The following is a 24,347-nucleotide window of genomic DNA, read 5'->3' on the forward strand; positions in this document are numbered from 1 at the left end:
GGGGAAATTGCCATTTTTCTGGATCAACGCCTGCAGCAGCCCAAGGGTCTATCCAAGAAAATGCAGCAAAACATTGCAGTCATCGTTCAGGCATTGTCTGAAGATCTGGTTGCCAGAGATGTTGCTGATCCTGTCATTGAAGAAATCTATGAGCGGTATTCTCCGGAGTTGGACGAATTAGATCCGGAAGAGGACGACGAGGTCATGGCCGACATGCAGGAGATGCTCTCGAAGATTTTCGGCATGGAATTTGATCCCGACCAGACCGGCTCGCCGGATGCATTGTTCGAAGCAGCCATGGAAAAAGCCAGGGTGCAGCGCGAGGCGGCTGAAGAGGCGCACGCGGCCAAGCGGGCCAAACGGAAGAAGACTCCCCGCCAAACTCAACAAGAACAGCAAGCGCTGGACACCGACAAGGTGTTGCGCGAAATCTATCGCAAGCTTGCCAGTGCCTTGCACCCTGATCGGGAGCCTGATCCTGAGGAGCGCACTCGCAAAGCTGCTTTGATGGCGCAGGTCAACGCCGCCAATGATCGCCGCGATCTCCTGACGCTATTGCAGTTGCAGTTGCAGATCGAACAACTCAACCCTGGGGATGTGGCTGCGATGGCAGAAGAAAAGCTGCGCCACTTTAATCGCGTGCTCAAAGAGCAAGAGCAAAGCCTGCGCCAAGAACAGCAGCATCTGGCAATGCAAGTCCGTGACAGCCTGGGTTTAGGGTGGGGAAGCACACTGACCGCGCGCAGCATAGACGCAGCTTTGCGAGCCGAAGCTCAGGGTTTGCAGCACAAGATAGCCCTGATTAAACGTGACTTCGCGATCATTCGACAAGATGCGGGGCTGAAGCCTTGGGTTAAACAGCAGATCGCTATGATGGATGACCAAGTATGGGATGACTTTGACTAGTTCAAAGTCCCTATCGCTATAACGCCCGCACCATGCGTGGGCAAGGTCGTTCCAGCCAGTCGGCAAACTCTTCCGCCAGTTGTGTTGCCATAGAAACCGCCGTGCTCCAGGCTCGAACCCGCTCAGCGTGGGTCAAGGTCTGGAAATCCTTGCGGTCTGGAAGCTTTCCGTTTGGCAGCTGGGCAATCCATTCCGGGTTGGGTGCCAGCAAAAGCATGTGGTCCAGCGCACTGCTGGCTGCGTGACGACGTTTCCAGGGTTTGTCTAGCCAGCCAGGAACAACTTCCTTCTGAAAATGCGGATACAGCACCAGACGCGCTGATTCAGGTGTCGCGGAAGCCCCGGAAGGCAAGCTTCGGTAGGCAAGGTGGAGGTGATAATCGGTAATGCCGCCGTCCCAGTATGCGCCGCGCGGCCCACCGGGAATGTCATGCACGGCCTGGAGCAGAAAAGGAATCGAACCGCTGGCCTGCAGCACAGCATAGAAATTGTCTTGCGAAAGCAGCGCGTGGCGAGTGCGGTAATCGAGGGTGTCGAAAGGCATTGGCGAGGGCGCCCTGCCCCGCAGCTCCGGGCTGGAGAACACAACTCGCTCCAGCCAAACCCCCATGGCGCGCCGACTGGCTGCGTTAGTCAGTGCCGCGCCAAGATAACCCAAAGCTGTTCGCCATTTTCCCTCGCGCGCCAAAACATGGCGGCCATGGGAAGTGACGACGTGCAGGCGGTAGCGGGGGTGACTCAGGATAGATGCCACTTGGCCATCGAACATGGTGCGGAGGTTGGCGGCAAACGTGGCGCTTACCTGACTCGGCAACGGAAGCTTGCGGCCCGGCGGCGCCTTCATGTCCCCGTGGATGTAGCCCTCCTCCAGCATTTCGAAGCCGGCGATGGGTTCAGGAAGGCATGCGGTGGCCATGCGCCAGGCACCAATCGATGCACCCACCAGATCGACAGGATGTGTTGAGCGAGGAAGCCATTGCCCAAAAATAAACCGGTCCAGCGGGCCGAGGATCAGGCCCTTTGGGCCGCCGGCTGCTGCAGGAACTACCCCTACGCTGGAAGGTTGAAAACCTTCGTGTTCAATATAGCGACGTGCCGCCGGTCCGGCATATAGGCAAAGAGCGTTAATCTTCATGAGAATAGAGTCAGGCTTTCGAATATATCCGTGATCAGAAAGGAAGTATGAGTTCCACAGAGTTACCGCATCGCCATGGTCACAACGGGCATTCTGACCATGATCACGTTCATGGCGGGGATGATCATCCAAAGTCATCGGAGCTCTCAGAATGCTGCTCTGGTACGGCGATCTCCGGGGTGAGTGCGGCCACATTCCCCGGAGGCTTGTTGTTGCGCATTCCGGCCATGGACTGCGCGGCGGAAGAAAGCCAGATTCGCCGCGCATTGGAGAATCATGCCACCATCAAGGCCCTGCGGTTTGACCTGGGAGCACGCACACTAGAGGTGGACGCACCGCAAGCCGCTTGGAGCACGGTTGAAAGTGCCATCAAAGCGGTAGGACTGAAAACGGAGCGCTTGACTGAGGTCGTTTCCGCGGCAGACAGGCGCCATGGCCAGCGCCGGGAAATCATGAAGTTGGCCCTGGCTCTGCTGCTGGCACTGGGCGCCGAACTTCTGCATTTTCTGGCTCCCGACCCCCCTTTGGGAATCGGTCAGCATGGGGGTGGCCGCGGTGGCCATAGCGCTTTCAGGCCTCGGCGTCTATCGAAAGGGGCTGGCATCGCTGCTGCGCGGGCAACTCGGCATCACGGCGCTCATGACGGTGGCTGTCACCGGCGCATTCCTGATCGGCCAGTGGTCAGAAGCTGCCATGGTGATGGCCCTGTACGCACTGGCAGAGCTGATCGAGGCAAGGGCGGTGGACCGTGCGCGCAATGCGATCAAAGGACTACTGGAGCTGACCCCAGCCACCGCGGAAGTTCGCCACCCCGACGGTACTTGGCGCAGCCAGCCGGCATCTACTGTGGCCATTGGCGCGATTGTTCGAGTTAAACCTGGCGAGCGGCTCGCGCTAGACGGCCGTGTGTTGGCAGGCCACAGTGCGATTGATCAAGCACCTGTGACTGGAGAAAGCGTTCCAGTAGATAAAGCTCCGGGCGATGAGGTGTTCGCCGGCACGGTCAACCAGCACGGATCGCTTGAATTCGAGGTTACGGCGCCCGCAAGCGATACAGTGCTGGCCCGCATCATTCATGCAGTGGAACAGGCTCAAGGCGCACGAGCACCTACACAACGCTTTGTCGACCGATTCGCCGCGGTCTACACACCCTCAGTCTTCATCATCGCTCTGGTCGTTGCGATTTTGGGGCCGCTCGCGCTCGGATGGACCTGGATTGCGGCGGCTTACAAGGCTCTTGTGCTCCTCGTGATCGCCTGCCCCTGTGCATTGGTCATTTCCACACCGGTCACAGTAGTGAGCGGGCTGGCAGCCGCTGCGCGCCGGGGCATACTCATCAAAGGCGGGACCTACCTGGAAGAAGCGCGAAAACTTCGGCGTATTGGGCTCGACAAGACCGGAACGATTACTGAAGGACGACCTCGCCTCGTCGCTCAGGAAGTGATTCGACCGGGCTTGGGCAAAGAGGAAATCGCACGAATGGCTTCGAGTATGGCCTCGCGTTCGGATCATCCAGTGTCGAAAGCCATTGTTCAAGGTCTGGAGTTCACCGCAGGCGCTGGCATGCCTGGAAAGGTGGATCAATTTTCAGCCGAACCCGGGCGTGGGACCCAGGGCCGCATGGATGGTCATGCATTGATTCTCGGCAATCACCGATGGATTGAGGAGCGCGGCCAAACATCGCCCGAGTTGCAGTCTCTGATGCGATTTCATGAACAGCAGGGCCGCACCATTACCCTGCTGGCTGACGATCATGGAGTACTGGCTCTTTTTGCTGTGGCAGACGCGGTCAAATCTACCTCTTTGGCTGCGGTTCAGGAGCTAAAGGATATGGGTATCGTGCCCATGATGCTCACGGGCGATAACCAGGCCACTGCCGAAGCCATCGCCGCAGAGGTGGGGATAGACGTGGTTCAGGCAGGCCTGCTGCCCCAGCAGAAACTGGAGGCCATCAATGCCTTAGCTGGCAAGTCTTCGGAGAGCGTGGGCATGGTGGGCGATGGCATCAACGACGCCCCTGCCCTGGCTGCGGCCGACTTGGGCGTCGCGATGGGTGGGGCTGGGACTCATATTGCCGCCGAGGCAGCTGATGTCGTGATCATGAACGATGACCTGCGGCGACTTCCAGAGCTTGTGCGTCTTTCGAGGCGGGCGCACAGCATTTTGTGGCAAAACATTACGCTGGCCCTGGGAATCAAGCTGATATTTCTGGTGCTGGCCGTGGCTGGTAGCGCCACCATGTGGATGGCAGTGTTCGCTGATATGGGGGCGAGCCTGCTGGTAGTGGGCAATGGATTGAGGTTGCTGCGTGGGGCTGTCAAGTAGCCCCTACACCTCTTCATCTACCTTGCCCAGAAGGTTAAATTTGCTTTGTCATCACGGCCTCAAAGTCCGCCCGTGCCAGCAAACGGTCCATCCAGTAAAGCAGCGTAGCAGGAACCGCCTGCTCGAAACGTGGGCGGTCATGGCGTGCCATCTGGCGCACGAAAGGGACAATGGCGAAATCGGCCAGGGCTGGGGTGGCACCGCCCAGCGCTGGCGCTTCGGTCAAGCCAAGAGAGAGCTGGCGAAGGAATTCTTGCGCGGCGTTGAAATGCGCGTCGGAGAAACTTTGCTCAGAAAACACAACACCCGTGCCTGCAGCAGTCAAGGCCGTTGCGCTCTGGTCATCAAGAGGTGAGGTCCATTCAGATTTGTATCGGCTCGGATACTTGTATCGATCCAGATGCGGCTTGAAAGCTGATTCGCATGCTTCGATCAAGGCCAGCATATTTGCCAGATTTCCGGAAGATGGCTTCAGCCACCCCTCTGGGTCGTGTTGCTTCAAAGCCCAGAGCATGATCTCCAAGCTTTCATCAATGACCCGACCATCAGGCAACACCAGCACCGGAACCGTGCCCTTGGGCGAGGCCTCCAGCATGACGGAAGGCTTGTCGCGCAAGGCCACTTCATGCATTTTGACCGCCACATCCGCCACTTGAATGGCCCAACGGGCTCTCATGGCATAAGGGCAGCGGCGGAAGGTGAAGAGTGTGGGCAGCATGTGTCGAATCCGGGGCGGGGCCGCCCGGGAGCAGCCCCTACTTCGACTGCAAACCTTTGAGCTTCTCAAAGGCGGAAGACATGGCAGTACCGGTACCTTGCGCCGGTGCTACTCTGCCTTGGCCTCCGGAGAATCCGCCACGCTGCCCTCGGTTTGCCGGTTCAAAGCGGTTGTCACGCGGCCCGTCGCGTCGCGCGGGTGCGTCGAGCTTCATGGTCAGGCTAATGCGCTTACGAGCGGCGTCGACCTCCAGTACCTTCACCTTCACAATTTGCCCCGTCTTCACCACTTCTCGCGCATCTTGAACAAATTTATTGGCAAGCTGGCTCACATGCACCAGGCCATCTTGATGAACGCCAAGATCAACGAAAGCCCCAAACTGAGCGACGTTGCTCACGGTGCCTTCAAGCACCATGCCTTCGCGCAGATCGGCAATGTCTTCGACACCCTCATTGAAACGCGCAACCGTGAAATCGGGGCGTGGGTCGCGGCCAGGTTTTTCAAGCTCGGCCAGAATGTCCTTGACGGTGATAGCGCCGAACTGCTCACTCTCGAAAAGCTCTGGCTTCAGGGGTTTCAGCAGCTCGCTGCGCCCCATGAGCTGATCTACCGGCTTGCCTGTTTTGACGATGATCTGCTCAACCACCGGGTAGGTTTCCGGGTGTACGCCGGTCATGTCTAGCGGATTGTCACCACCCCGGATGCGTAAAAAACCAGCGCTTTGCTGGAAGGTTTTGGCACCCAGCCCACTGACCTGCAAAAGCTGCTGCCGGTTTTTAAAAGCGCCATTCGCTTCGCGCCAGCGAACCACCGACTTGGCGACCGTGCCAGAAAGTCCGGAAACGCGGGCAAGCAGCGGCGCACTGGCTGTGTTCAGGTCAACACCCACACCGTTCACGCAGTCTTCTACCGTGGCATCGAGGGCTCGTGCGAGTTCGCTTTGATTCACGTCGTGCTGGTACTGCCCGACGCCAATGGATTTGGGGTCGATCTTGACCAGCTCCGCGAGAGGATCCTGCAGCCGGCGCGCGATGCTCGCTGCGCCTCGCAAGCTGACGTCAATATCGGGAAGTTCCTGGCTGGCAAATTCGCTGGCAGAGTAGACAGAGGCGCCAGCCTCGCTGATAACTATTTTTTGAATGACCTCCTGACCTCTGCCTTCTTGCGCGCCCGCCATTTTTGCGCAGAGCTTGATGAGGTCTCCGGCCAGCTTGTCGGTCTCGCGGCTGGCGGTGCCGTTGCCAATGGCAATGAGCTGCACACCATGCTTGTCCACGAGCTTGACCAATGTGTGAAGACTACCTTCCCAATCTTTGCGTGGCTCATGCGGATAGATGGTGGTCGTTTCCACCAGCTTGCCCGTAGGGTCTACCACCGCAACCTTCACACCGGTGCGGATGCCCGGATCAAGCCCCATGACGGCCTTCTGGCCAGCCGGTGCAGCCAGCAGCAGATCGCGGAGGTTGTCTGCGAACACCTTGATGGCGACCTTCTCCGCCTCTTCGCGTAGGCGCGAAAACAGATCGCGTTCAGTGGAGAGCCCCAGCTTCACGCGCCATGTCCAGGCAACACATTTGCGCAGAAGATCATCGGACTTTCTGCCCTGGTGACTCCATCCCAGATGCAAGGCTATTCGGCCTTCGGCCAAGCTAGGTTGCCCCGGTTCCGGTTCTTGAGGTTGAACCAGCTTGGCTTCCAGGATCTCGAGCGCCCTGCCCCTGAAGACCGCCAGCGCCCTGTGGGAAGGCACTCGTCCAATGGGTTCATCGTAGTCAAAATAGTCCCGGAATTTTGCGACTTCCGGATCGTTTTCGTTCTTCGAGTCCACCTTCTTGCTGCGAAGAAGACCCTCGGTCCACAGCCATTCACGCAGGGACTGCACCAACGACGCATCTTCGGCCCAGCGCTCGGAAAGAATGTCTCGCACACCGTCAAGGACGGCCAAGGTGGTTGAAAAATCAGGGCCGGGCTTGCCGTCGTCGAGCGTGGTGGCGGGCTGGCAGAATGCCTTGGCTTCTTCGTGCGGGTCCAGGGTGGGGTCCGCTAAAAGCTTGTCGGCCAGTGGTTCGATGCCGAACTCACGGGCGATCTGGCCTTTGGTGCGGCGCTTCTGCTTAAACGGAAGGTAAATGTCTTCCAGTTCCTGCTTTGTAGGCGCTGCCGCAATGGCAGCACGCAACGCGTCTGTCAGCTTTCCTTGCTCGTCTATCGCCTTCAGCACCGCGCCGCGGCGGTCTTCCAACTCGCGCAGATACGAAAGGCGTGCTTCGAGCTCACGCAACTGCACGTCGTCCAGGCCGTTGGTGGCTTCTTTGCGGTAACGTGCGATAAACGGAACGGTGGCCCCATCATCCAGCAACTCGACTGCTGCGCGTACCTGGGACTCGGAGATTTTGATTTCTGCGGCCAACTGCCGAAAGATTTGCTGCATGTGCCTAGCGAACGATTCTAGAAAAGCTAAGCAGGCAAGTTTGCCACATCAAGCAAGGCATGAATCGTGTTCATTCGCGTTCATGTCGTTTCAATGTGCTGCGCATCGGGATTTGTAACGTAACCCGCGTGCCGCCGCCGGGGGCCGTACCGACTACCAAGTGCCCTCCTACCTTGCGAGCTCGCCAGGACATTCCTGGTAGCCCCTTGCCGCCGCGCATCTCCGATGACGGCATCGGGCATCGATCTGCATGCATATCGGGTGGCAAGCCGGTTCCATTGTCCACAACCTCCAGTATCAGAGCTCGTTTTGCTTTCTCGTACCAGCAGGTTACAACGACCTCGTCCGCGTGGGAGTGAATCAAGACATTGGCCAGCGCCTCCTGCGCGATTCGCAACACCTGTTTCGCCAACTCACCACGTGCATGTTCCAAGACATCCTCGTCGCGCATATCCCAGCGCATTTTCACTCCTGCACTCTGCAGCAAGGGCTGCAGCCTATACCGCAAACTCGCCAAGTGCTCTACGACGCTGCCTTCATGTGCGGTGGAATCTACCAGCAGCTTCAACTCCAGCAGGCAATGCTGGAGCGAAGCAGCAGTCGACCGTTGCTGTGGCGTACCCGCGTCCAACGTTGCAATGATGCTGACCAGCTCGGAACCCACACCATCGTGAAGCTCCTGGGCCAAGCGCTTGCGTTCCAATTCCAGGTCGTCGGGCGGATGGCTCGTTGCCAATCGTAGAGTGTCCACTCGGCGGGTCAGTATCAGCCAAAGCAGCAGCATGGCGGCAGCGTAAAAATTGTGCGCACTGGATGTCCACGCCACCAATAAATCGGACGCACGCACATCCGCCTGCATGATGCTCATCCCCAAGATGGATACGAGTAACACCATCCAGGCGTCGTTAGTTGAAAGGCGCCAGGCAACTTGGGCAATTCGTAGCAAAAGCAACACTGCAAACACGATATTGACCTCCGACCACCCGATCATTGGGTCCAGAGGAAAAATCCACTCGACGAGGGACGCCAGAGCAAAAAAAACGCCTGCAACGGCCTGTGCAATCACCAGCGCTGTCTGGGGCCAGTGCAGGGCATTCAATGCCTGCAGCAAGAATGCTGACCCTCCGAAAATAGTGGCTTGATAGAGTACCCGCGCCAGGTGGACGGAATCTCGCGCTAACCAACCTTGCTCTACTGCGAACAACAAAGCGAGCCAAATAGACCACGACAGGACCGACAGGCCAAAGAGAAGGTCCAACAGGTTCTTGCTGCGCCAATACTGGTACAGCGCGTAACCCACCAAGCCACACGCGGCAAGTACCGTTGTTAGCAAGGCCATGTGATTGGCCTCCTCCCCAAGATGGTTGTGTAGCTACGTGGCGAGTTCAGTAAAGCAGGCCTTGCAAGGACGCCTGACTGACGGCCTGAGCGCGGGTGCGCACGTGCAGTTTTCTATAAATATTCCGGATGTGCGATTTCACCGTTTGGTCGCTGATGGCCAAGCGCTTCCCGATCTCGCAGGTGGTATAGCCTAATGCCACCAGCCGCAATACTTCACGTTCCCGTTCGGACATTTGATCGCAGCAACTCGAGCCGGCCGGCCATCGCGCGGCAGACTTGGTTCCCCGGAGCGACCTGCCCGATGCATCGAACCTGTGGATTAGCCGACGGGCAAGGTTGGGCGTGATCGACGCTCCTCCATTGACCACTTGCAGCACGGCCTGCGGGAAATTCCCGAACCAGGAGTTCTTGACCAGATAACCGGTGGCTCCCAGCTCGAACGCGGAAATGGCCTTCTCCTCGTCTTCCATGGCTGAGACCACGACAGCCTCTGCTGCGGGACGCACGTGCTTCAGGTATTCAATGAGCTGAAAGCCCGTTCCGTCTCCCAGATTGAGATCGACCAGCATGACATCCAGCTCCTGGGTGGAGATCAAACGCTTTCCCTCTCGGACGCTGGCGGCCTGGCCAACCAGGTTGATGCGCAGATCGGCAAGCAATTCATTCGAGATGACGCGCCGCACATGGGGATCGTCGTCGACAAGTATGACCTTGACGGGCTGCTCGGCTTGTCCTGTCATGAAATGCGGCCACGTCGACGACGCAGACTCGGAGGTAGGTGCTGTGTCGACGGACCTGCGGGGTACCGTCAGACCATCTCCATCGAGGGGGAAACTAAGCGAACTCATCGTTCTTCCTTGTTGATGGGCGCTTTAGTGACAACCTGAGCACGGAAGAGCGCCTCATCCTATGCCTCCACCCCAATCGCAAGCAATTACCATAAAAAATGGCCCGGATGAGTGGTGCTAGAAAGATTAAATCAAGAAACAAAGAGTTTTCTGACAAATTCCCCACAAATCACATTTAGGCGACATTGATACATTTGGTTGCTACCCCAAATGCTTCCAAGTCTTGCTATTTCGTGTGTAGCACGCTGAGGCGCCAATGTCTTGTCGATAGCACTTCCTAGCTGTTCACCGGTCGTCAAAGCATCTCTTCCGAAGTAGCCACTTGTGGCGATTGGGGTTGCCTCTTCCGAGATCGACACTGAACTCCGACAACGCCGCAATTGAACCAACCAGAAGTATCGGTAGGCCTGTTGGAGGCCGAGTCGAAACCTCGGTAAGTCTGGAATTAGCCAGACGTTCCGATTCCTTGTCAGGCAGCATTAGGAGGACTTCATCATGAAAAAGCTCGCATTTTTCGCAATGACGGCGATTGCGACCGCGTCTTACGCTTTGACTCCAGTGGGACCAGGGAGCATCGTCATTACCGGCACATCCACCCAGTTGGCTAACGTGAATAGTGGATCAGTGGTCAAGAACACGAGCCACGCCGGTAGTTTTGCCTCACAGAACCTGGCATCGAATCAGGGTCTGATCGACATCTCCGGAACCTCCAGTCAAACGGCAGTTGTCACACATGGAATCGTGACGAACGAAGCCATGAATGGTGGTGACGTAGCAGTACAAAGCCTTGCATCTAACGTTGGCAAAGTGACGATCGCCAAGAACTCAACTCAGGAAGCCTACGTCTCAAACAGCACTATGACCAACAAGGCCAGCGGCGACGGATGCGATAACTGCAGCGATGGAACCGCTGCCGCCTATCAAAATGGCGCTACCAACTTTGGCAAAGTGAAAATTACAGGGACAAGCAATCAGAAGCTCGATGTGAGCGGATGGTCGACCGTTTCGAACACCGCCAACGGTGGGAATGCAGTGGCGGTGCAGAACCTGTCATCCAACTATGGCGATGTCACGATCAGCGGCACTTCCAACCAGACGACCTACGTAAGTGGCGGATCGATGGTAGCCAACCTGGCCAGTGGCACCCACAGTTCGGCCTATCAAAACCTGGCTTCCAACGACTACTGCATGCCACCTCCACCACTTTGTGTGGGTGCTGCTTGCGGCCCGTTCTCGCTGGCACGTCTGTCTTGGAACTAGGCTAGGCCTGCCATCCAGCCATTGTTACTCTGAACTCAGGGTAACTGAAGTTGGGTTGCGTTCTGCAACCCAACTTCTTCGTCAAAACAAATTGAGGTGAAGCCATGCTGAATACATCAATTTTTCAGGCGCTGGGAACCGGCTCGCTTCTTCTTTGTGGGTCGGTGGTGGCCGCGCAGACTGCGCCAGGGGAAGATCCTGTCACGATCAACTCGAAGGTGACCTACCAAATGGCACCCAACCCCATCGTCAATAAGTCCACGGACATCATCATGAAGAGGGGCCTGTCTGGCGCAGATGAAGCCAAGATCGCACGCTATACCGCGATGGCCTACACCCCGACGCCTAACGTGCTGACAGAGAAAGATGCCATTAGCACCGTAAGCACGAAAGGGATGTACACCACTTGCGTGCAGAGCGTGGGCAGCAATACCGCACCAACCTCAGCGGGAGCAACCGTCTTGGCCGCACCTCAGGTTGTCGTTTTGCGCGGAGACCTCGTGAACGTCTGCAACTGAAGCCGAGCAACTAGCTGGCGAATCGTTAGCTGAGAACAGAGAAGGAAGGCACCATGTCCTCAAAGATCCGCCAGTACCCGACCCGCGTTTGCCGATTTTTCCAAACTCGGAACGCTACAGGGTCGATGCTCCTAGGTGCCGCGCTCGCTCTGCTGGGTGGCTGCGCGCAACTGGATCCGCGTAAAGACGCCGATTACCAGTCTTATGCCCCCGCAGCGGATCGTCCTGTCGTGCGTCCAGTGCGTTCCATATCGAGCTTCAATGAGTCCTTGTTCTGCATGGATCATATGCTGCGCGCAGCCGAGGTACCGACCACGCTCATAGCAGCCAAACAGTTTCCCGACTATTCCGGGAAGGTGCCAGCGGCGACCAAGGACATGATGATCACAGCGCTTTCGCGCATGTCACGGCTGTCAAACGCGTTTCGTTACGTTGACTATGAGGTGAACCTGGTCACACAGGATACGGTACAGAACCTCACGACGATCTTGCTCAACAACAACCAGATGCAATTGCAACGGCCAGCGCTCTATATTTCAGGCGCAGTTTCTTTCGTGGATCAGGGCGTCTTCTCCAATACGGCCAGCATGGGCTTGGCTTCTGATCGGGTGAACTTGGGGTACAACAAAAACCGCAACGTCACCCTTCTGGGCCTCGAAATGCACCTGGGAGACTTTCGGACCCGCACTCTTTTGCCGGGTATGGACTCGGCCAATGAGGTGGTTTTCGGCAGTTCAAGCCAAGGGGTGGACGCAGCGGCAACCATCGGTATCTACGGCGTAAGGTTCACGCTGGGGCGCGACTACACACAAGGTACGGGTGGTGCGTTACGGACTTTGGTTGATCTGGCTGCCGTGGAACTGGCGGGCAAGTGGGCGCGCGTGCCCTACTGGCAATGCCTGATGCTAGACCAGACCAACCCCAACTTCCAGCGCCAGATGCGGGACTGGTACGACGAGAGCGGGCCTGCAGGACAGCTGCGGTTGGTTCAGAGCTCACTGCTGATGCAGGGATATCTCCCGGCCAGTGCCAGAGGAGCTGCCGCCAATTCTCTGATCATGCGCAGTGCGTTGGCCAAGTTTCAGGCAGACCAGGGCGTCATTGTGACTGGCGAGCTGGATTTCCCTACCTATGAGCGGGCATTGCGCAACTTCGTGGAGCTCGACGAGAGCGGTATCTTGACGCGTGTCGGATGGTCCAATTTGGGAACGCTACAGGTGGCCGATGGGGGGCACCGAAAGACATGAACACCGCAGCTCCCTGGATGATTGACATGCAGATCGAAAACCCACAACCCGCTGGTGAGCGGCCTGCTTTCTCCGAGGGGGATCAGGTATTTTTGTCGGCCACTGTTTCGCGCACTTCTTACCTGTACTGCTACTTCTCTGACGCCGCAGGCAACGTGATGCGATTGTTGCCCAACGCCATCACACCGAATTCGCTGACACCCGCCAATCATGCTCTGCGCATTCCTGACTGGATGGCATCTAACCCTGGGTTCCTGCTTGACGCTGGCAAGCCAGGCACTGAGGCCGTAGTATGCGTGGCGACCGCGGAAGACCCATCTACTGTGCTGCCACCCGAGTTGCAGGTTCCTGCTTTGAGTGTGCTGAAAGATGTAAAAGGCGTGCAAGGTCTGCAGGAGCGATTTGCTTCCGTACTCGGCAAGGACGCATTTGTCACCCAGGTGCTGCAGTGGATGGTGGTGCCGAAACTACCCGCGCCAGCTCCAGCGACCCCCGCCCCGGCAGGGGGCGCAAAGTCCTCCACTTAGCGGGACGAGCGTCCAACACTGAGAGCAAACAAGTGCAGACAAGCGCCAAATCTCTAACGCCTACACCACTTAGCTTGAATCATGGACGTCTCCCCACAACTACCCGCTAAAGGCTTTCGACCACGACCATTCATGTGGGCGAGCGTCATGGTGATATGGCCCGTGATGGCGGCGCAAGCACAGAGCGCGGGGGTCGAAGGCATGGCGCAAGGTGTTGCACTAGCGGAAGCACGGGCCTTGTCTGTATCGCAAACAAGAATGGCCCCGGCGCCTGACTCGCCAATTGAAGTGGCTCCGTCAACAACGCCGAAGATCGTTGCACCGGGCGTCGGCGCGCAGCCTATTGAACCGCGCGCGCCCGAAAAGACAAATATCGTTCAGCCACCTGTGGGAACCACCCCTATAGATGTGCGCCCGGCGGTCGACCCCAACGTACAGCGTGAGCTGCAGCGCCTGCAATTATTGGCAGAGCCTAGGCGTGGGGTCGGCACCACGGCCGCTTCAGCCCAGGCCGCCTGGCTGTTAGGTCTGGTCTACCTGCATGGAGCGGGCGTGAGACGCGACTTGCCGCTTGCACATACCTGGTTTGATCGCGCTGCCCGGTTTGGACGAGAACCCTGGGCCTATGCCGGTCAGGCGTGGTGCGCCATTGAAGGTTGCGACGGCCCGGCCGATCCTGAACTTGCTCGACGCGCGATCGAGCAATTGAGAAAAAATACCCAGCCCGTGCTGACTACCTCGAATGGGTGCTGCTGGCTCGAGCAACCCCTTTGCAAGTCAGCAAGCCTGGGGTCATGCAGACAGCAATCCTGCAGTTGCCCCACTCAGCTTTGCTTCAAAGGGCTGCGGCACAAGGGGACATGCACGCACTCATTGAGTTAGGCTTGAATGCCGTTACCAACGAAAACTTGTCGGATGCGCTTGATTATTTCCGTCGCGCCGGAACCCGATCTCAGGCAGCGCAGGCTAACATTCGGCAAATTCAATCGCGCTTGGACGCCAGCCGATCCAGCAAGTCTGGCAGTGCCAACGATGCCAGCATCGCCGAATTACTGGCCGCCGCGCGCAAATACCACCGTGGCACGGGTGTGCCTGTCAATTATGTCGAGGCAGTTCGCCTTTATCGCTTAGCCGAGGCCAAGGGAAGCCTGGAAGCGCGCAGAATGCTTGGGTTGATTTTTTCACGCCCGTCGCTCACGGGCGGCATTGACATAGGCTGGATGCAGCAGTTGGCCTACGCCGATCCCATGACCACAATTCCGACTATTGGTGTGCCCAGCACCATGGAGTTGCTCTACCGAGAGCCCACGCCCTTGTACGACCTGTTGCCCGAGTTCTGGAGGAAGCAAATTACACAGGTTGGACGATAGCGAAGAGGTGCTAAGAATCTGTTCATCCTCTGAGGGCCTCTCGAAGACTTGCACCGATCTCGGGGCGTTCGGCAAATGGATCTGGCGGGTTCTGTATGGACACTATCGCTTCCATGCGCGACGCCACGTTTCCGAGCGCCTTTGGGTGACTGAAAACATAGAACTGGTCGTCTGCGATGGCGTCGAAAACTTTTTGCGCCACCTCCTCGGCGGTCACCTTGCCGCTGTTCACTGCTTTCTCGGTCATAGCCTGGCTGATGCGCTGGCTGGGTGTCAGCTCAGTGGCAGGCGAACCCTGAGGACGATTGCGCTCACTATGGCTGATACCTGTGGGCACAAAATACGGACACAGCACACTGGCCGATACTTGATCCGTGACCAGCTTGAGGTCTTGGTAGAGCGTCTCGGTCAGGGCAACCACAGCGTGTTTGCTGACGTTGTATACCCCCATGTTAGGGGGCGTCAGGAGCCCCGCCATGCTGGCTGTGTTGACAATATGCCCTTCATACGCCGGGTCTTCCCGAGCAGCCTGCAACATCATTGGGGTGAAACTGCGAACACCATTGATCACACCCCACAAGTTGACGCCGAGCACCCACTCCCAGTCTTTAACCGAACTTTCCCAAATCAGGCCCCCCGTGGCGACGCCCGCATTGTTGAACACGAAGTGCGGAGCGCCAAATGTTTCCAGAACTTGCTGCGCCAGGGAATCCATCTCCGCCGACTGGCTGACGTCCACCCGGCGCGCCAGGGTACGCGCGCCCAATGCTTTAATTTGAGCTTCAGCCGCATTCAGAGATTCTTGCTGGATGTCGAGCAGAACCACGTTCATGCCTTTGCGCGCCGCCAAGCGCGCGCATTCGAGCCCAAAGCCCGACCCTGCGCCGGTTAAAACCGCGGTTTTGCCTTCGAAGTTCTTGATCACGTTTATTCTTTTTCAAAGTTGGAGAGGGTTAAGGATGCCCTGCATAACTCCCTGCGGTCTGTGGCAGCACGGTCTCGGGCGATCCGCTGCGTTGCTTTTCTTGCCAATAGCTGGGCTATTGGCTGCAAAAAGACGCCTTGCGCCTCATCCCGATCCGCACTACCACCGACTCGCGAGGGTTATGCAGGGCATCCTTAAGAAGCCTGTGTATAAGACGCAACAGCGTTCGTTTGATGTGCCCACCCCCTGTAAGAACAGCTTCAGCCGCGACGGGTTTATCGCGGCAAAAGTCGCTCCAGCAAAGAGACCGGAAGTCACCACGCAAACCGAATTGGGTTAGGCGAGCATGGCGCGGCGGACAATGCCTTCGCAATCGGCACCGCCGGGTAGCGTGCCAAACACATCATGGCGTGATGCCAAACGTGATTCGCAGAAAGCACCAAATACCGCACCAGGGGCGGTTTGCGCCAACAGGGCGGCTTGCACGGTCAGCGCGACATCGCGTGCCAACTGCCTTGCAGTGGATTCGGTGGCATGACTCTGTATGAGCGCGGGCATGGCGTCGATCATGCGATCCAGCGCAGTGTGCTGGCCGCGCGCTGGCGCCAGTTCGCTTGACAGGGCTTCCGCCACGTCTCCTTTGCGCAAGGCGCGCAATAGATCCAGCGCCATGATGTTGCCAGCGCCCTCCCAGATGCTGTTGACCGGCATTTCACGGTAAATGCGCGCAGGAATGCCTTCGCCATCTTCCTCCACGTAGCCATTTCCCCCCAGGCATTCCATGGCTTCCTGAGCGAACAGGCTGCCGCGCTTGCAGATCCAGAATTTAGCAATGGGCGTCAGTACGCGTGCCAGCAGGCGTTCTGCCTCGTCTTCGTGACGATCAAAGGCGCGCGCCAAGCGCAGCGACAGGGCTGTGGCCGCTTCACTTTCAAGTGCCAGGTCGGCCAACACGTTCTGCATCAAGGGTTGTTCTATCAAGCACTTGCCAAAGGCCTGACGCTGATCGGTGTGGTGCAGTGCGATGGACAGGGCCTGCCTCATCAAACCACTGGTACCAAGCGCGCAATCCAGGCGTGTCATGGTGCCCATGGCGAGGATCTGCGGAACGCCGCGCCCGGGCTCGCCCACAAGCCAGGCCAAGGTACCATCAAACTCGACTTCTGAGCTAGCATTGGCCTTGTTTCCGAGCTTGTCCTTCAAGCGCTGAATGCGCAGTGGGTTCCGGGAACCGTCGGGCAGCACGCGCGGCAGGAAGAAGCACGATAAGCCGCCCTCCCCCATGCCTTCCACATAGGCCAGCACCAGGAAGGCATCACACATCGGTGCAGACATAAACCATTTGTGGCCTGTGAGACGGTAGCGCTCGCCCCACTCGTCGTGCCCGTCATGCAACGCGCGGGTAGTGTTGGCGCGAACATCGGAACCGCCTTGCTTCTCGGTCATGCCCATGCCCATGGTTACACCGGCTTTGTCGCGCCATGGTTTCAGCCCAGGGTCGTACGCCCGACTGGTCAGCTGAGGTGCCCAGTCGCGGTAAATGGCCGGGTTGTCGCGCAGCGCGGGCGTGACGGCGTAGGTCATGGATATCGGGCACAGGGTGGAAGGCTCCAGCTCCGTGAAAAGCATGAAACCCGCTGCCCGCAGCACATGCGGCGAAGCGCCCGCAGATTGCCCCTGCGGCGCCCATGGCGTACCGTGCAAGCCCGCCCCGGTGGCTGCCGACATCAGTGCGTGGTAGCTGGGGTGAAATTCCACCTCGTCGAGGCGGTGGCCAAAGCGATCATGGGTGTGCAGTTGCGGCGTGTGCACGTTCGCCAGTCGTGCGTGCTGTTGCATCTCAGCGCTGCCGGCCAAGGCGCCCAGAGCCGCCAGAGGCGCGCTATCCAGCCCGGGCGCATTGAATCGCAGTGCGTCTTGCAGCGCCCGGTTTCCGTTGAACAGGTTCACATCTGCGAGCGCAGATGCCTGGTTGAACACTTCATGCGTCGCGGCCATGGCAATGCCTCCTGTGGATATGCAAGCTCTTTTCCCGGCGCGAGTCCAGGCTCGGTAATCAGCTAAAAAGCGCGGGCGGACTTCAATTTAATACCGTTCATTCAGGTGTTCCAACCCGTTCTTTGTAGGAGAGGCTTTAGCCGCGAAAGGCCTATCGCGGCTAAAGCCGCTCCTACAAGAAAACCCAAAAGTATCAAGTAAACAGTATGGACTTAAATTAGTTTGACCAATTGTTTACCGAAGTTTTTGCCTTTCAGCAAACCGAGAAAAGCTTCTGGGGCTGATTCGATACCTTGGGCGATGGTTTCCCGCGGCTTCAACTTGCCTTGCGCCACCAGAGAACCCAACTCCTGCAAAGCCTGAGGCCATACTTCCATGTGTTCGCTGACAATAAAGCCTTCAATCTTCAGGCGGTTGATCAAGATCAACGCTGGGTTCTGAAGAGGCAATGGCTGGCCATCGTAACCAGCAATCATGCCGCATACGGCAATGCGCGCGAAGGCATTGGTGCGCAGCAGAACGGCGTCGAGAATGTAGCCGCCAACGTTTTCAAAGTATCCGTCGATCCCATTCGGGCAAGCTTCTTTGAGTGCCTTGGACAGCGTCTTGATGTCAGGGTGCAGACGGTAATCGATGCAGGCATCGAAATGCAGTTCATCTACCGCGTACTTGCACTTTTCCGGTCCGCCTGCAATGCCCACCACACGGCAGCCACGCGCCTTGGCCAAGGCCGCGTAGGTGCTACCTACTGCGCCAGTGGCCGCACTAACCACCACTGTCTCGCCGGACTTCGGGGCGATGATCTGGGTGAGTCCGTACCAAGCGGTCACCCCAGGCATACCCACTGCGCCCAAGTAATAGGAGAGCGGTACATGCGTGGTATCTACCTTGCGCAATAGGCCCGGTTGCGTCGCATCGACCACGCTGTACTCTTGCCAGCCACCCATGCCTGCCACCAGGTCTCCGGCCGAGAATTTTGGGTGTCTGGATTCAACCACTTCACCGACTGTTCCACCCAGCATCACTTCACCTAGAGGCTGCGGATCAGCGTAGCTCTTACTGTCACTCATGCGGCCCCGCATGTAGGGGTCGAGGCTCAAGTAGTGATGACGCACCAGAACCTGCCCGTCTTGTAGCGGCGGCGTTTCAGTAGTGATTAACTTAAAGTTGCCGGCAACGGCTTCGGCCTCAGGGCGGTTATCAAGCAGGATCTGGCGGTTGGTTGGCATGGCAATTCCTTGGTATTCAACGATTTATTGGCTAGTGCTGCATAGCGTGAAACACTGCATTAGGCGCGGCGATCTGGGTACTCACCCGCCCGTCACAATGCTGACACCGCCATCCACGGCCAGCCATTGACCGGTAATGTGCTTGCCTGCATCGCTGGCATAGAGCAACGTGATGCCCTTGAGGTCTTCGTCGTCACCCAGGCGGCGCAGTGGCGCGCGCGAGATGAGCGCATCTTCGCCCAGGTTTTCAAGTGTGCCGCGCGTCATTTTGCTCGGGAAAAAACCCGGGCAGATCGCATTCACGGTAATGCCGTAGCGGCCCCATTCGCAAGCCAGTGCACGCGTGAAGTTGACCACCGCCCCTTTGCTGGTGTTATAGGCAATAGTCTGCATTTCGGGCGGGTTACCCCCCAAGCCGGCAATGCTGGCGAGGTTGATGATGCGCCCCTGCTTCCGGGCAATCATGCTTCGCTTGCCCACCTGCTGGCTGAGCAGGAAATAGCCGCGAATATTCAAATTCATGACTTTGTCCCACGCACTGACCGGATGATCTTCGGCCGGAGCACCCCAGGCTGCACCGGCATTGTTGACCAGAATGTCAATATCACCCATTCGTTGGAGCGTTTCATCGACAAGCCGCACGATGTCTGCTTCATCGGCGCAGTCAGCGGCTACCCAACGTGCGTCAATGCCCGCTCCCTGCAATTGCGCAGTGGCCTCCTCCAGATCAGCGGCCTTGCGCGACGTCAGCATGATGCGCGCCCCCGCCTCACCCAGCGCATGCGCAAGTTGCAGCCCCAGGCCGCGCGAGCCACCGGTTACCAGGGCGGTTTTTCCCTTGAGGTCAAAGAGTTGCAGAACAGTACGGGTCATGTTTTTAAAGGATTCAAGGTCAAACGTTGAAGGCCAAACGGCTAGCAAAGGCGTGATGAGCACCGCGCCTTTGTGCAGCCATCAGTCAGAAAGCTTGCTCCGGCATTTCAGCGCAAGTCATGTCGCGCGACTCCACCACGCGAAGCCAGGCGTCGAGCTTTGGGAGTTCATAGCGGTAAAAGTAGTTTGCAGCCTGCATGCGTCCGTTCGCGGATGCATCGTTATCCCCACCTTTTACTTGGTCGGTTTCGGCAATGTCAAGCCATATCCAGGCCAGCACCATATGCCCGAAGGCCTGCATGTAGGGAACTGCATTGGCGAGCGCCTCGGACGGGTTGCCACTGGCCCAGGCGGCCTTGGTGGCTGAGCCTACTCGCTCCAGCGCTTGCGCGAGAGCATTAGCGTGGACTGCAAGCTGTGGTCTTTGCATGGATTTTTCTATGGTGGCATTGATGCGACCGGCCAGCAGCTTCAGGCCGCGCCCCCCTTCCATGAGCACCTTACGGCCAAGCAGATCCATGGCTTGTATGCCGTGCGTGCCCTCATGGATCATGTTCAAGCGGTTGTCCCGCCAATACTGCTCCACGGGAAAGTCTCGCGTGTAGCCGTAGCCACCGTGAATCTGTATTGCCAACGAGTTGGCTTCCAGGCAGTTTTCGCTTGGCCAGCTCTTGGCAATGGGAGTCAGCACTTCCAGCAGAAGGCGCGCTTCATCTGCGGCCTCGGCTTCGCCGGTGTGCTGCTCGTCGACCAGTCGAGCGCAGTAGAGCAACAATGCCAGCGAACCCTCGCAGTAAGCTTTCTGAGTGAGCAGCATGCGCTTGATGTCGGCATGCTCGATCAGGCGGACAGGAGCCTGGCTCGCGTCCTTGCCACCCGCACCAACGGGCCGTCCCTGAGTGCGTGTGCGAGCATACTCGAGCGAAGCCTCATAGCCCGCCAGCCCCAGCATGGTTGCCGCCATGCCAATGGCGATTCGCGCCTCGTTCATCATGTGGAACATGCACCGCAGGCCTTGCCCCGGCTGTCCCACCAGGTAGCCCACAGCACCGGCCTTACCATCTACCAGGAACTTCCCCTCGCCGAAATTGAGCAGCGTGTTGGTGGTTCCGCGCCAGCCCAATTTGTGGTTGAGGCCGGCAAGCGCCACGTCATTGCGTACCCCGGTCAGTTGCCCGCTGGTGTCAACGAGCTTCTTGGGCACAACGAACAAGGAGATCCCCTTCACTCCCGGAATCAACTTGCCCTCAGCGTCCGGGATTTTGGCCAGCACCAGATGCACAATGTTTTCGGCCAGCTCGTGTTCACCGCCAGAGATCCACATCTTGTTGCCGCGCAACCTATAGCGTGGGCCTAGTGGGTCGGTCTCATCTTCAAGGACGGCGCGGGTGGTGACGTCGCTCAGGCTTGACCCAGCCTGAGGCTCGCTCAGACACATGGTGCCCGTCCAGCGGCCGTTAAACTCATTGGCGGCAAACACCTGTTGTTGCACGGGAGTGCCGTGCGCCATCAAAAGGTTCGCATTGCCGACCGTAAGCAGGTTGGCACCTATGCTAATGGAAGCCTTGCCGAAAAAAGCGTTGGCTGCCGCCTCCACCAGATAGGGCAACTGCATGCCACCATACTCGTAGTCCTGCGCTGCGGCCAACATGCCGCTTTCTGCGTATGCCATGCGCGCATCGTAAGTGGCTTGCGGTAGCACCACACGCAGGCTGCCGTCGGCATCCGGCACGGCGTACGGCTCTTCTGTGTCCACCAGTCTATTGAAGGGCGCAAACTTTTCACGTGCAATGCGCTCGCAAGTATCCAGCACCGCATCAAAAGTTTCTCGTGAGTGCTCGACAAATCGCATTCGCCGTGTGAGAGCTGGTGCGTCCAGCCAGTTGTACAGCAGAAAATCCAGGGTGTGACGTAGGGTCATGAGCACGATGCGGAGGGCGTATCCCGTCTATGGGGTTCAGGGGTTTTTTGTCGTTCAGGGCTACAGAACTTCAAAAACCCCCGCAGCGCCCATGCCGCCACCAATGCACATGGTCACGCAAACTCGCTTTGCCCCGCGGCGCTTGCCTTCGATCAGTGCGTGCCCCGTCAGGCGCTGGCCGCTCACGCCATAGGGGTGGCCCAGTGCGATGGCCCCACCGTTGACGTTCAACAACTCGGCAGGAATGCCAAGCTTGTCCCGGCAATAAAGTACCTGCACTGCAAAAGCCTCATTCAGTTCCCAGAGATCGATGTCGCTCACCTTCAGGCCCAGGCGGCTCAATACCTTTGGAACCGCAAACACGGGGCCAATACCCATTTCATCTGGTTCGCATCCGGCCACGGCGAACCCCAGGAAGCGACCCAGGGGTTTGAGTCCCTTCTTGCCCGCCTCGTCCTCGTGCATGATCACGCAGGCACCTGCACCGTCGGAGAACTGGCTGGCATTGCCGGCCGAGATCAGGCCACCGGGCAGAGCGGGTTTGATGCCGCCAATACCTTCCTTGGTGGTACCTTCGCGCGTGCCTTCGTCTTTTGAGACAGTGACTTCCTTGGCGCGCAGGCCCATGACAGGATCGGCGACACCTGCCGTGACCGTAATGGGCGCAATTTCTGCATCAAACTTACCCGCCGCCTGGGCAGCGCAAGCCTTCTGCTGGCTGGCTGCGCCGTACTCGTCCATCGCATCCCGTCCGATGCCATAGCGCTTGGCAACCTGTTCAGCGGTTTGCAGCATGCTCCAGTAGATCTCGGGCTTGATCCGATCAAGGGCGGGGTCCTTGATCATGTGCATGTTCATTTCCTGCTGTACGCAAGAAATGCTTTCAACGCCGCCTGCGACGTAGGTCGTGCCCTCGCCAGCAATGATCCGCTGGGCCGCCAGCGCGATCGTCTGCAGGCCGGAGGAGCAGAAACGGTTCACGGTCATGCCCGAAACGGAGACGGGGCAGCCAGCCATCAGCGCAATCTGGCGAGCGATGTTCATGCCTGTGGCGCCCTCGGGGTTGGCGCAGCCCATGATCACGTCCTCCACTTCGGCAGCATCAATGCCTGCCCGTGAAATGGCATGCTGCACCGCATGGCCGCCCAGGGTGGCGCCATGAGTCATGTTGAAGCTCCCCTTCCAGCTCTTGGCGAGCGGCGTACGCGCGGTAGAGACGATAACTGCTTGGCTCATGTGAGGACCTTTCTTTGGAAATCGAGAAATCAGGAATTGGTGCCGCTTTGCGCCGAAGCATTGCGCATCAGTTGCACGTAAAAGCGGATCAGTTCGCCCAGGTTGGCGATACTCACGCGCTCGTTGGTTCCATGGAAGCGCGACAAATCCTCGGACTTGGCGCGCACTGGAGAAAATCGATAAATGTGGTCACTTAGGCCGGTGAAGTGGCGAGAGTCGGTGGCTGCGATCATCAGGCTGGGTGCAACAAGCGTGTCTGGAAAGAGCGAGCGCAGCGTGCGATTAAGTAACTGATATGAATCTGAAGCTGTCGGAGAAACGGCAGACGGCTCAGACCCTCCTGCAAGCGCCTTTACTTCCAAGCGCCCCTCCGCCTGCGGCCCCACAGCGTCACGCACGTGCTCCATCACGCTGTCTTGGGTGTCGCCTGGTAGCAGCCTGAAATTCACCGTGGCCTTGGCCTCACCGGGAATGACATTGTCTTTGTTGCCCGCCTGCAAAATAGTAGGTGCAGTGGTGGTTCGCAGCATGGCGTTGGTGCTGGCTGCACCCTCAAGCTGGCGTTGAACCAACGGTCCGAAGAGCCACAGGTTGGACAAGGCCACGCGGCCAAAGCCGTCCATCTCTGGCGCGATGGTGTCGAACATTTCTTGTGCAACGCCGCGAATATGCGCGGGCATCTGCTTATCTTCGAGCCTCGCCAGCGCGGCGCTCAATGCGCCGATGGCCCCTGTGCCCGCTGGCGGCGGCATGGACGAATGCCCAGGCGTGCCGTGCGCGTGCATTTCCACCGAGAGGTAGCCCTTTTCCGCGATGCCTATCAATGCCACGGGCTTGCTGAGACCCTTGAGAATGCCTTCTGTGATCAGCAAGCCTTCGTCAAGAACAAACTCAAGCTTGATGCCGCGAGATGCGAGCAGCTCAGCCACTTTCTTCGCGCCCCGAAGGCCGCCCACTTCTTCATCGGCCCCCATGGCAATGAAGATAGTCTGCCGAGGTTTGAAGCCTTCAGTCAGCAGCATCTCGACCGCTTCCATCTGGCTGATCAGGTTGGCCTTGTTGTCCCAGGCGCCGCGGCCCCAGACAAAACCTTCCTTGATCTCACCCGCGAAAGGGTCTGCACTCCACTGCGCTTGCGTGCCGGGTGCGATGGGAACCACATCCTGGTGCGCCAACAACAGGACAGGTGGTGCGGCAGCATCGGTGCCGGGCCAGGTGTAGAGAAGCGTGAGGTCGCCCACAATCTCACGCTTCAGAGCAGCATGCGCCCGCGGGTAGCTGGCCTGCAAATGCGCATGCAGTCCGGTGAACTGATCCGCATTGAGGCCCGGATCATCCGCGCTCGAGATCGTCTTGAGGCGGATCGCTGCAGCCAGCCGGCCTGCAGCGGCATCGGTATCGGTATCGACAGCCAGCGGGGGCGCCTGCGGCACGTTGACCTGGCGTGAACTCTGTCTCCAGGTATTGAACGCGACCGCCGCAATTAAAGCGGCGATGAGCAACAGGACAGCCAGTACAGCTTTTTTAAGCATGTCCGAG

The 24,347-nt window shown here is 58.3% G+C and carries 19 protein-coding genes and 1 pseudogene; 8 read left to right on the forward strand and 12 right to left on the reverse strand.

The genetic code is table 11. The features are described 5' to 3' along the window. Positions 1–60 precede the first annotated feature (60 nt). Positions 61–906: a J domain-containing protein gene (locus AAAK34_RS12585; protein WP_431777337.1), complete on the forward strand. Its 846-nt coding sequence runs from the start codon at positions 61–63 to the stop codon at positions 904–906. Between the two features lie 16 nt (positions 907–922). Here AAAK34_RS12585 and AAAK34_RS12590 read toward each other — a convergent pair whose 3' ends face one another. Next, positions 923–2,041, reverse strand: coding sequence for a phospholipase (locus AAAK34_RS12590; protein ID WP_231698466.1), 1,119 nt, complete (start codon positions 2,039–2,041; stop codon positions 923–925). Between the two features lie 47 nt (positions 2,042–2,088). Between AAAK34_RS12590 and AAAK34_RS12595 the strand changes: the two are divergent. Further along, positions 2,089–4,366: pseudogene (locus AAAK34_RS12595) on the forward strand (heavy metal translocating P-type ATPase). Between the two features lie 34 nt (positions 4,367–4,400). Here AAAK34_RS12595 and AAAK34_RS12600 read toward each other — a convergent pair. The 4 genes from AAAK34_RS12600 to AAAK34_RS12615 all read right to left on the reverse strand — a co-directional run bounded on the left by AAAK34_RS12600 (position 4,401) and on the right by AAAK34_RS12615 (position 9,704). Then, on the reverse strand, positions 4,401–5,084 hold the full coding sequence (locus tag AAAK34_RS12600; protein WP_231698438.1) for a glutathione S-transferase N-terminal domain-containing protein: 684 nt from the start codon (positions 5,082–5,084) through the stop codon (positions 4,401–4,403). 37 nt (positions 5,085–5,121) lie between these two features. After that, on the reverse strand, positions 5,122–7,515 hold the full coding sequence (locus AAAK34_RS12605) for a Tex family protein (RefSeq protein WP_231698439.1): 2,394 nt from the start codon (positions 7,513–7,515) through the stop codon (positions 5,122–5,124). Between the two features lie 70 nt (positions 7,516–7,585). Then, positions 7,586–8,854 carry an ATP-binding protein gene (locus tag AAAK34_RS12610; protein ID WP_231698440.1) on the reverse strand — a complete coding sequence of 423 codons (1,269 nt, stop codon included), beginning with the start codon at positions 8,852–8,854 and terminating at the stop codon, positions 7,586–7,588. A gap of 46 nt (positions 8,855–8,900) precedes the next feature. After that, a complete protein-coding gene (locus tag AAAK34_RS12615) occupies positions 8,901–9,704 on the reverse strand; it encodes a response regulator (protein WP_431777338.1) in 804 nt (267 codons plus the stop codon). A gap of 495 nt (positions 9,705–10,199) precedes the next feature. Here AAAK34_RS12615 and AAAK34_RS12620 point away from each other — a divergent pair, with 495 nt between their 5' ends. The 6 genes from AAAK34_RS12620 to AAAK34_RS12645 all read left to right on the forward strand — a co-directional run bounded on the left by AAAK34_RS12620 (position 10,200) and on the right by AAAK34_RS12645 (position 14,626). Next, entirely contained in the window at positions 10,200–10,964 is a 765-nt protein-coding gene (locus tag AAAK34_RS12620; RefSeq protein ID WP_231698442.1) for a hypothetical protein, read from the forward strand. A gap of 104 nt (positions 10,965–11,068) precedes the next feature. Next, positions 11,069–11,482: a hypothetical protein gene (locus AAAK34_RS12625; RefSeq protein ID WP_231698443.1), complete on the forward strand. Its 414-nt coding sequence runs from the start codon at positions 11,069–11,071 to the stop codon at positions 11,480–11,482. A gap of 53 nt (positions 11,483–11,535) precedes the next feature. Continuing rightward, positions 11,536–12,729, forward strand: coding sequence for a hypothetical protein (locus tag AAAK34_RS12630; RefSeq protein ID WP_431777339.1), 1,194 nt, complete (start codon positions 11,536–11,538; stop codon positions 12,727–12,729). Continuing rightward, the gene (locus tag AAAK34_RS12635; protein ID WP_431777340.1) at positions 12,726–13,256 is read left to right on the forward strand and encodes a DUF4384 domain-containing protein; all 531 of its coding nucleotides are present in this window, start codon (positions 12,726–12,728) and stop codon (positions 13,254–13,256) included. Before AAAK34_RS12630 ends, AAAK34_RS12635 begins: the two co-directional genes overlap by 4 nt. 147 nt (positions 13,257–13,403) lie before the next feature. Continuing rightward, positions 13,404–14,138, forward strand: coding sequence for a hypothetical protein (locus AAAK34_RS12640; RefSeq protein WP_431777341.1), 735 nt, complete (start codon positions 13,404–13,406; stop codon positions 14,136–14,138). Further along, positions 14,117–14,626: a hypothetical protein gene (locus AAAK34_RS12645; protein ID WP_431777342.1), complete on the forward strand. Its 510-nt coding sequence runs from the start codon at positions 14,117–14,119 to the stop codon at positions 14,624–14,626. Before AAAK34_RS12640 ends, AAAK34_RS12645 begins: the two co-directional genes overlap by 22 nt. 22 nt (positions 14,627–14,648) lie before the next feature. Here the strand turns inward: AAAK34_RS12645 and AAAK34_RS12650 are convergent, their stop codons facing one another. The 7 genes from AAAK34_RS12650 to AAAK34_RS12680 all read right to left on the reverse strand — a co-directional run bounded on the left by AAAK34_RS12650 (position 14,649) and on the right by AAAK34_RS12680 (position 24,340). Continuing rightward, positions 14,649–15,551: an SDR family oxidoreductase gene (locus tag AAAK34_RS12650; protein ID WP_231698446.1), complete on the reverse strand. Its 903-nt coding sequence runs from the start codon at positions 15,549–15,551 to the stop codon at positions 14,649–14,651. 336 nt (positions 15,552–15,887) lie between these two features. Beyond that, entirely contained in the window at positions 15,888–17,549 is a 1,662-nt protein-coding gene (locus AAAK34_RS12655; protein ID WP_231698447.1) for an isovaleryl-CoA dehydrogenase, read from the reverse strand. 212 nt (positions 17,550–17,761) lie between these two features. Next, a complete protein-coding gene (locus AAAK34_RS12660; RefSeq protein WP_231698448.1) occupies positions 17,762–18,778 on the reverse strand; it encodes an MDR family NADP-dependent oxidoreductase in 1,017 nt (338 codons plus the stop codon). 81 nt (positions 18,779–18,859) lie between these two features. Continuing rightward, on the reverse strand, positions 18,860–19,651 hold the full coding sequence (locus AAAK34_RS12665) for an SDR family oxidoreductase (protein WP_231698468.1): 792 nt from the start codon (positions 19,649–19,651) through the stop codon (positions 18,860–18,862). A gap of 85 nt (positions 19,652–19,736) precedes the next feature. Beyond that, a complete protein-coding gene (locus AAAK34_RS12670) occupies positions 19,737–21,572 on the reverse strand; it encodes an acyl-CoA dehydrogenase (protein ID WP_231698449.1) in 1,836 nt (611 codons plus the stop codon). A 60-nt stretch (positions 21,573–21,632) separates the two neighbouring features. Beyond that, entirely contained in the window at positions 21,633–22,808 is a 1,176-nt protein-coding gene (locus AAAK34_RS12675) for an acetyl-CoA C-acyltransferase (protein WP_231698450.1), read from the reverse strand. A 29-nt stretch (positions 22,809–22,837) separates the two neighbouring features. Next, positions 22,838–24,340: a M20 family peptidase gene (locus tag AAAK34_RS12680; RefSeq protein WP_231698451.1), complete on the reverse strand. Its 1,503-nt coding sequence runs from the start codon at positions 24,338–24,340 to the stop codon at positions 22,838–22,840. Between the last annotated feature and the right edge of the window lie 7 nt (positions 24,341–24,347).

It is taken from the genome of Ottowia caeni (assembly GCF_050821495.1).
In the GTDB taxonomy this organism is placed as follows: Bacteria; Pseudomonadota; Gammaproteobacteria; order Burkholderiales; family Burkholderiaceae_C; genus Ottowia; species Ottowia caeni.

Excerpts from the sequence above, each read along its gene's own strand:
- AAAK34_RS12605 (WP_231698439.1), bottom strand. The coding sequence starts at position 7,515 with ATGCAGCAAATCTTTCGGCAGTTGGCCGCAGAAATCAAAATCTCCGAG.
- AAAK34_RS12630 (WP_431777339.1), top strand. The coding sequence starts at position 11,536 with ATGTCCTCAAAGATCCGCCAGTACCCGACCCGCGTTTGCCGATTTTTC.
- AAAK34_RS12620 (WP_231698442.1), top strand. The coding sequence starts at position 10,200 with ATGAAAAAGCTCGCATTTTTCGCAATGACGGCGATTGCGACCGCGTCT.
- AAAK34_RS12675 (WP_231698450.1), bottom strand. The coding sequence starts at position 22,808 with ATGAGCCAAGCAGTTATCGTCTCTACCGCGCGTACGCCGCTCGCCAAG.
- AAAK34_RS12585 (WP_431777337.1), top strand. The coding sequence starts at position 61 with ATGCAGCAAAACATTGCAGTCATCGTTCAGGCATTGTCTGAAGATCTG.
- AAAK34_RS12615 (WP_431777338.1), bottom strand. The coding sequence starts at position 9,704 with ATGAGTTCGCTTAGTTTCCCCCTCGATGGAGATGGTCTGACGGTACCC.
- AAAK34_RS12660 (WP_231698448.1), bottom strand. The coding sequence starts at position 18,778 with ATGCCAACCAACCGCCAGATCCTGCTTGATAACCGCCCTGAGGCCGAA.
- AAAK34_RS12590 (WP_231698466.1), bottom strand. The coding sequence starts at position 2,041 with ATGAAGATTAACGCTCTTTGCCTATATGCCGGACCGGCGGCACGTCGC.
- AAAK34_RS12625 (WP_231698443.1), top strand. The coding sequence starts at position 11,069 with ATGCTGAATACATCAATTTTTCAGGCGCTGGGAACCGGCTCGCTTCTT.
- AAAK34_RS12655 (WP_231698447.1), bottom strand. The coding sequence starts at position 17,549 with ATGGCCGCGACGCATGAAGTGTTCAACCAGGCATCTGCGCTCGCAGAT.
- AAAK34_RS12680 (WP_231698451.1), bottom strand. The coding sequence starts at position 24,340 with ATGCTTAAAAAAGCTGTACTGGCTGTCCTGTTGCTCATCGCCGCTTTA.
- AAAK34_RS12635 (WP_431777340.1), top strand. The coding sequence starts at position 12,726 with ATGAACACCGCAGCTCCCTGGATGATTGACATGCAGATCGAAAACCCA.
- AAAK34_RS12610 (WP_231698440.1), bottom strand. The coding sequence starts at position 8,854 with ATGGCCTTGCTAACAACGGTACTTGCCGCGTGTGGCTTGGTGGGTTAC.
- AAAK34_RS12665 (WP_231698468.1), bottom strand. The coding sequence starts at position 19,651 with ATGACCCGTACTGTTCTGCAACTCTTTGACCTCAAGGGAAAAACCGCC.
- AAAK34_RS12600 (WP_231698438.1), bottom strand. The coding sequence starts at position 5,084 with ATGCTGCCCACACTCTTCACCTTCCGCCGCTGCCCTTATGCCATGAGA.
- AAAK34_RS12645 (WP_431777342.1), top strand. The coding sequence starts at position 14,117 with ATGCACGCACTCATTGAGTTAGGCTTGAATGCCGTTACCAACGAAAAC.
- AAAK34_RS12640 (WP_431777341.1), top strand. The coding sequence starts at position 13,404 with ATGGTGATATGGCCCGTGATGGCGGCGCAAGCACAGAGCGCGGGGGTC.
- AAAK34_RS12670 (WP_231698449.1), bottom strand. The coding sequence starts at position 21,572 with ATGACCCTACGTCACACCCTGGATTTTCTGCTGTACAACTGGCTGGAC.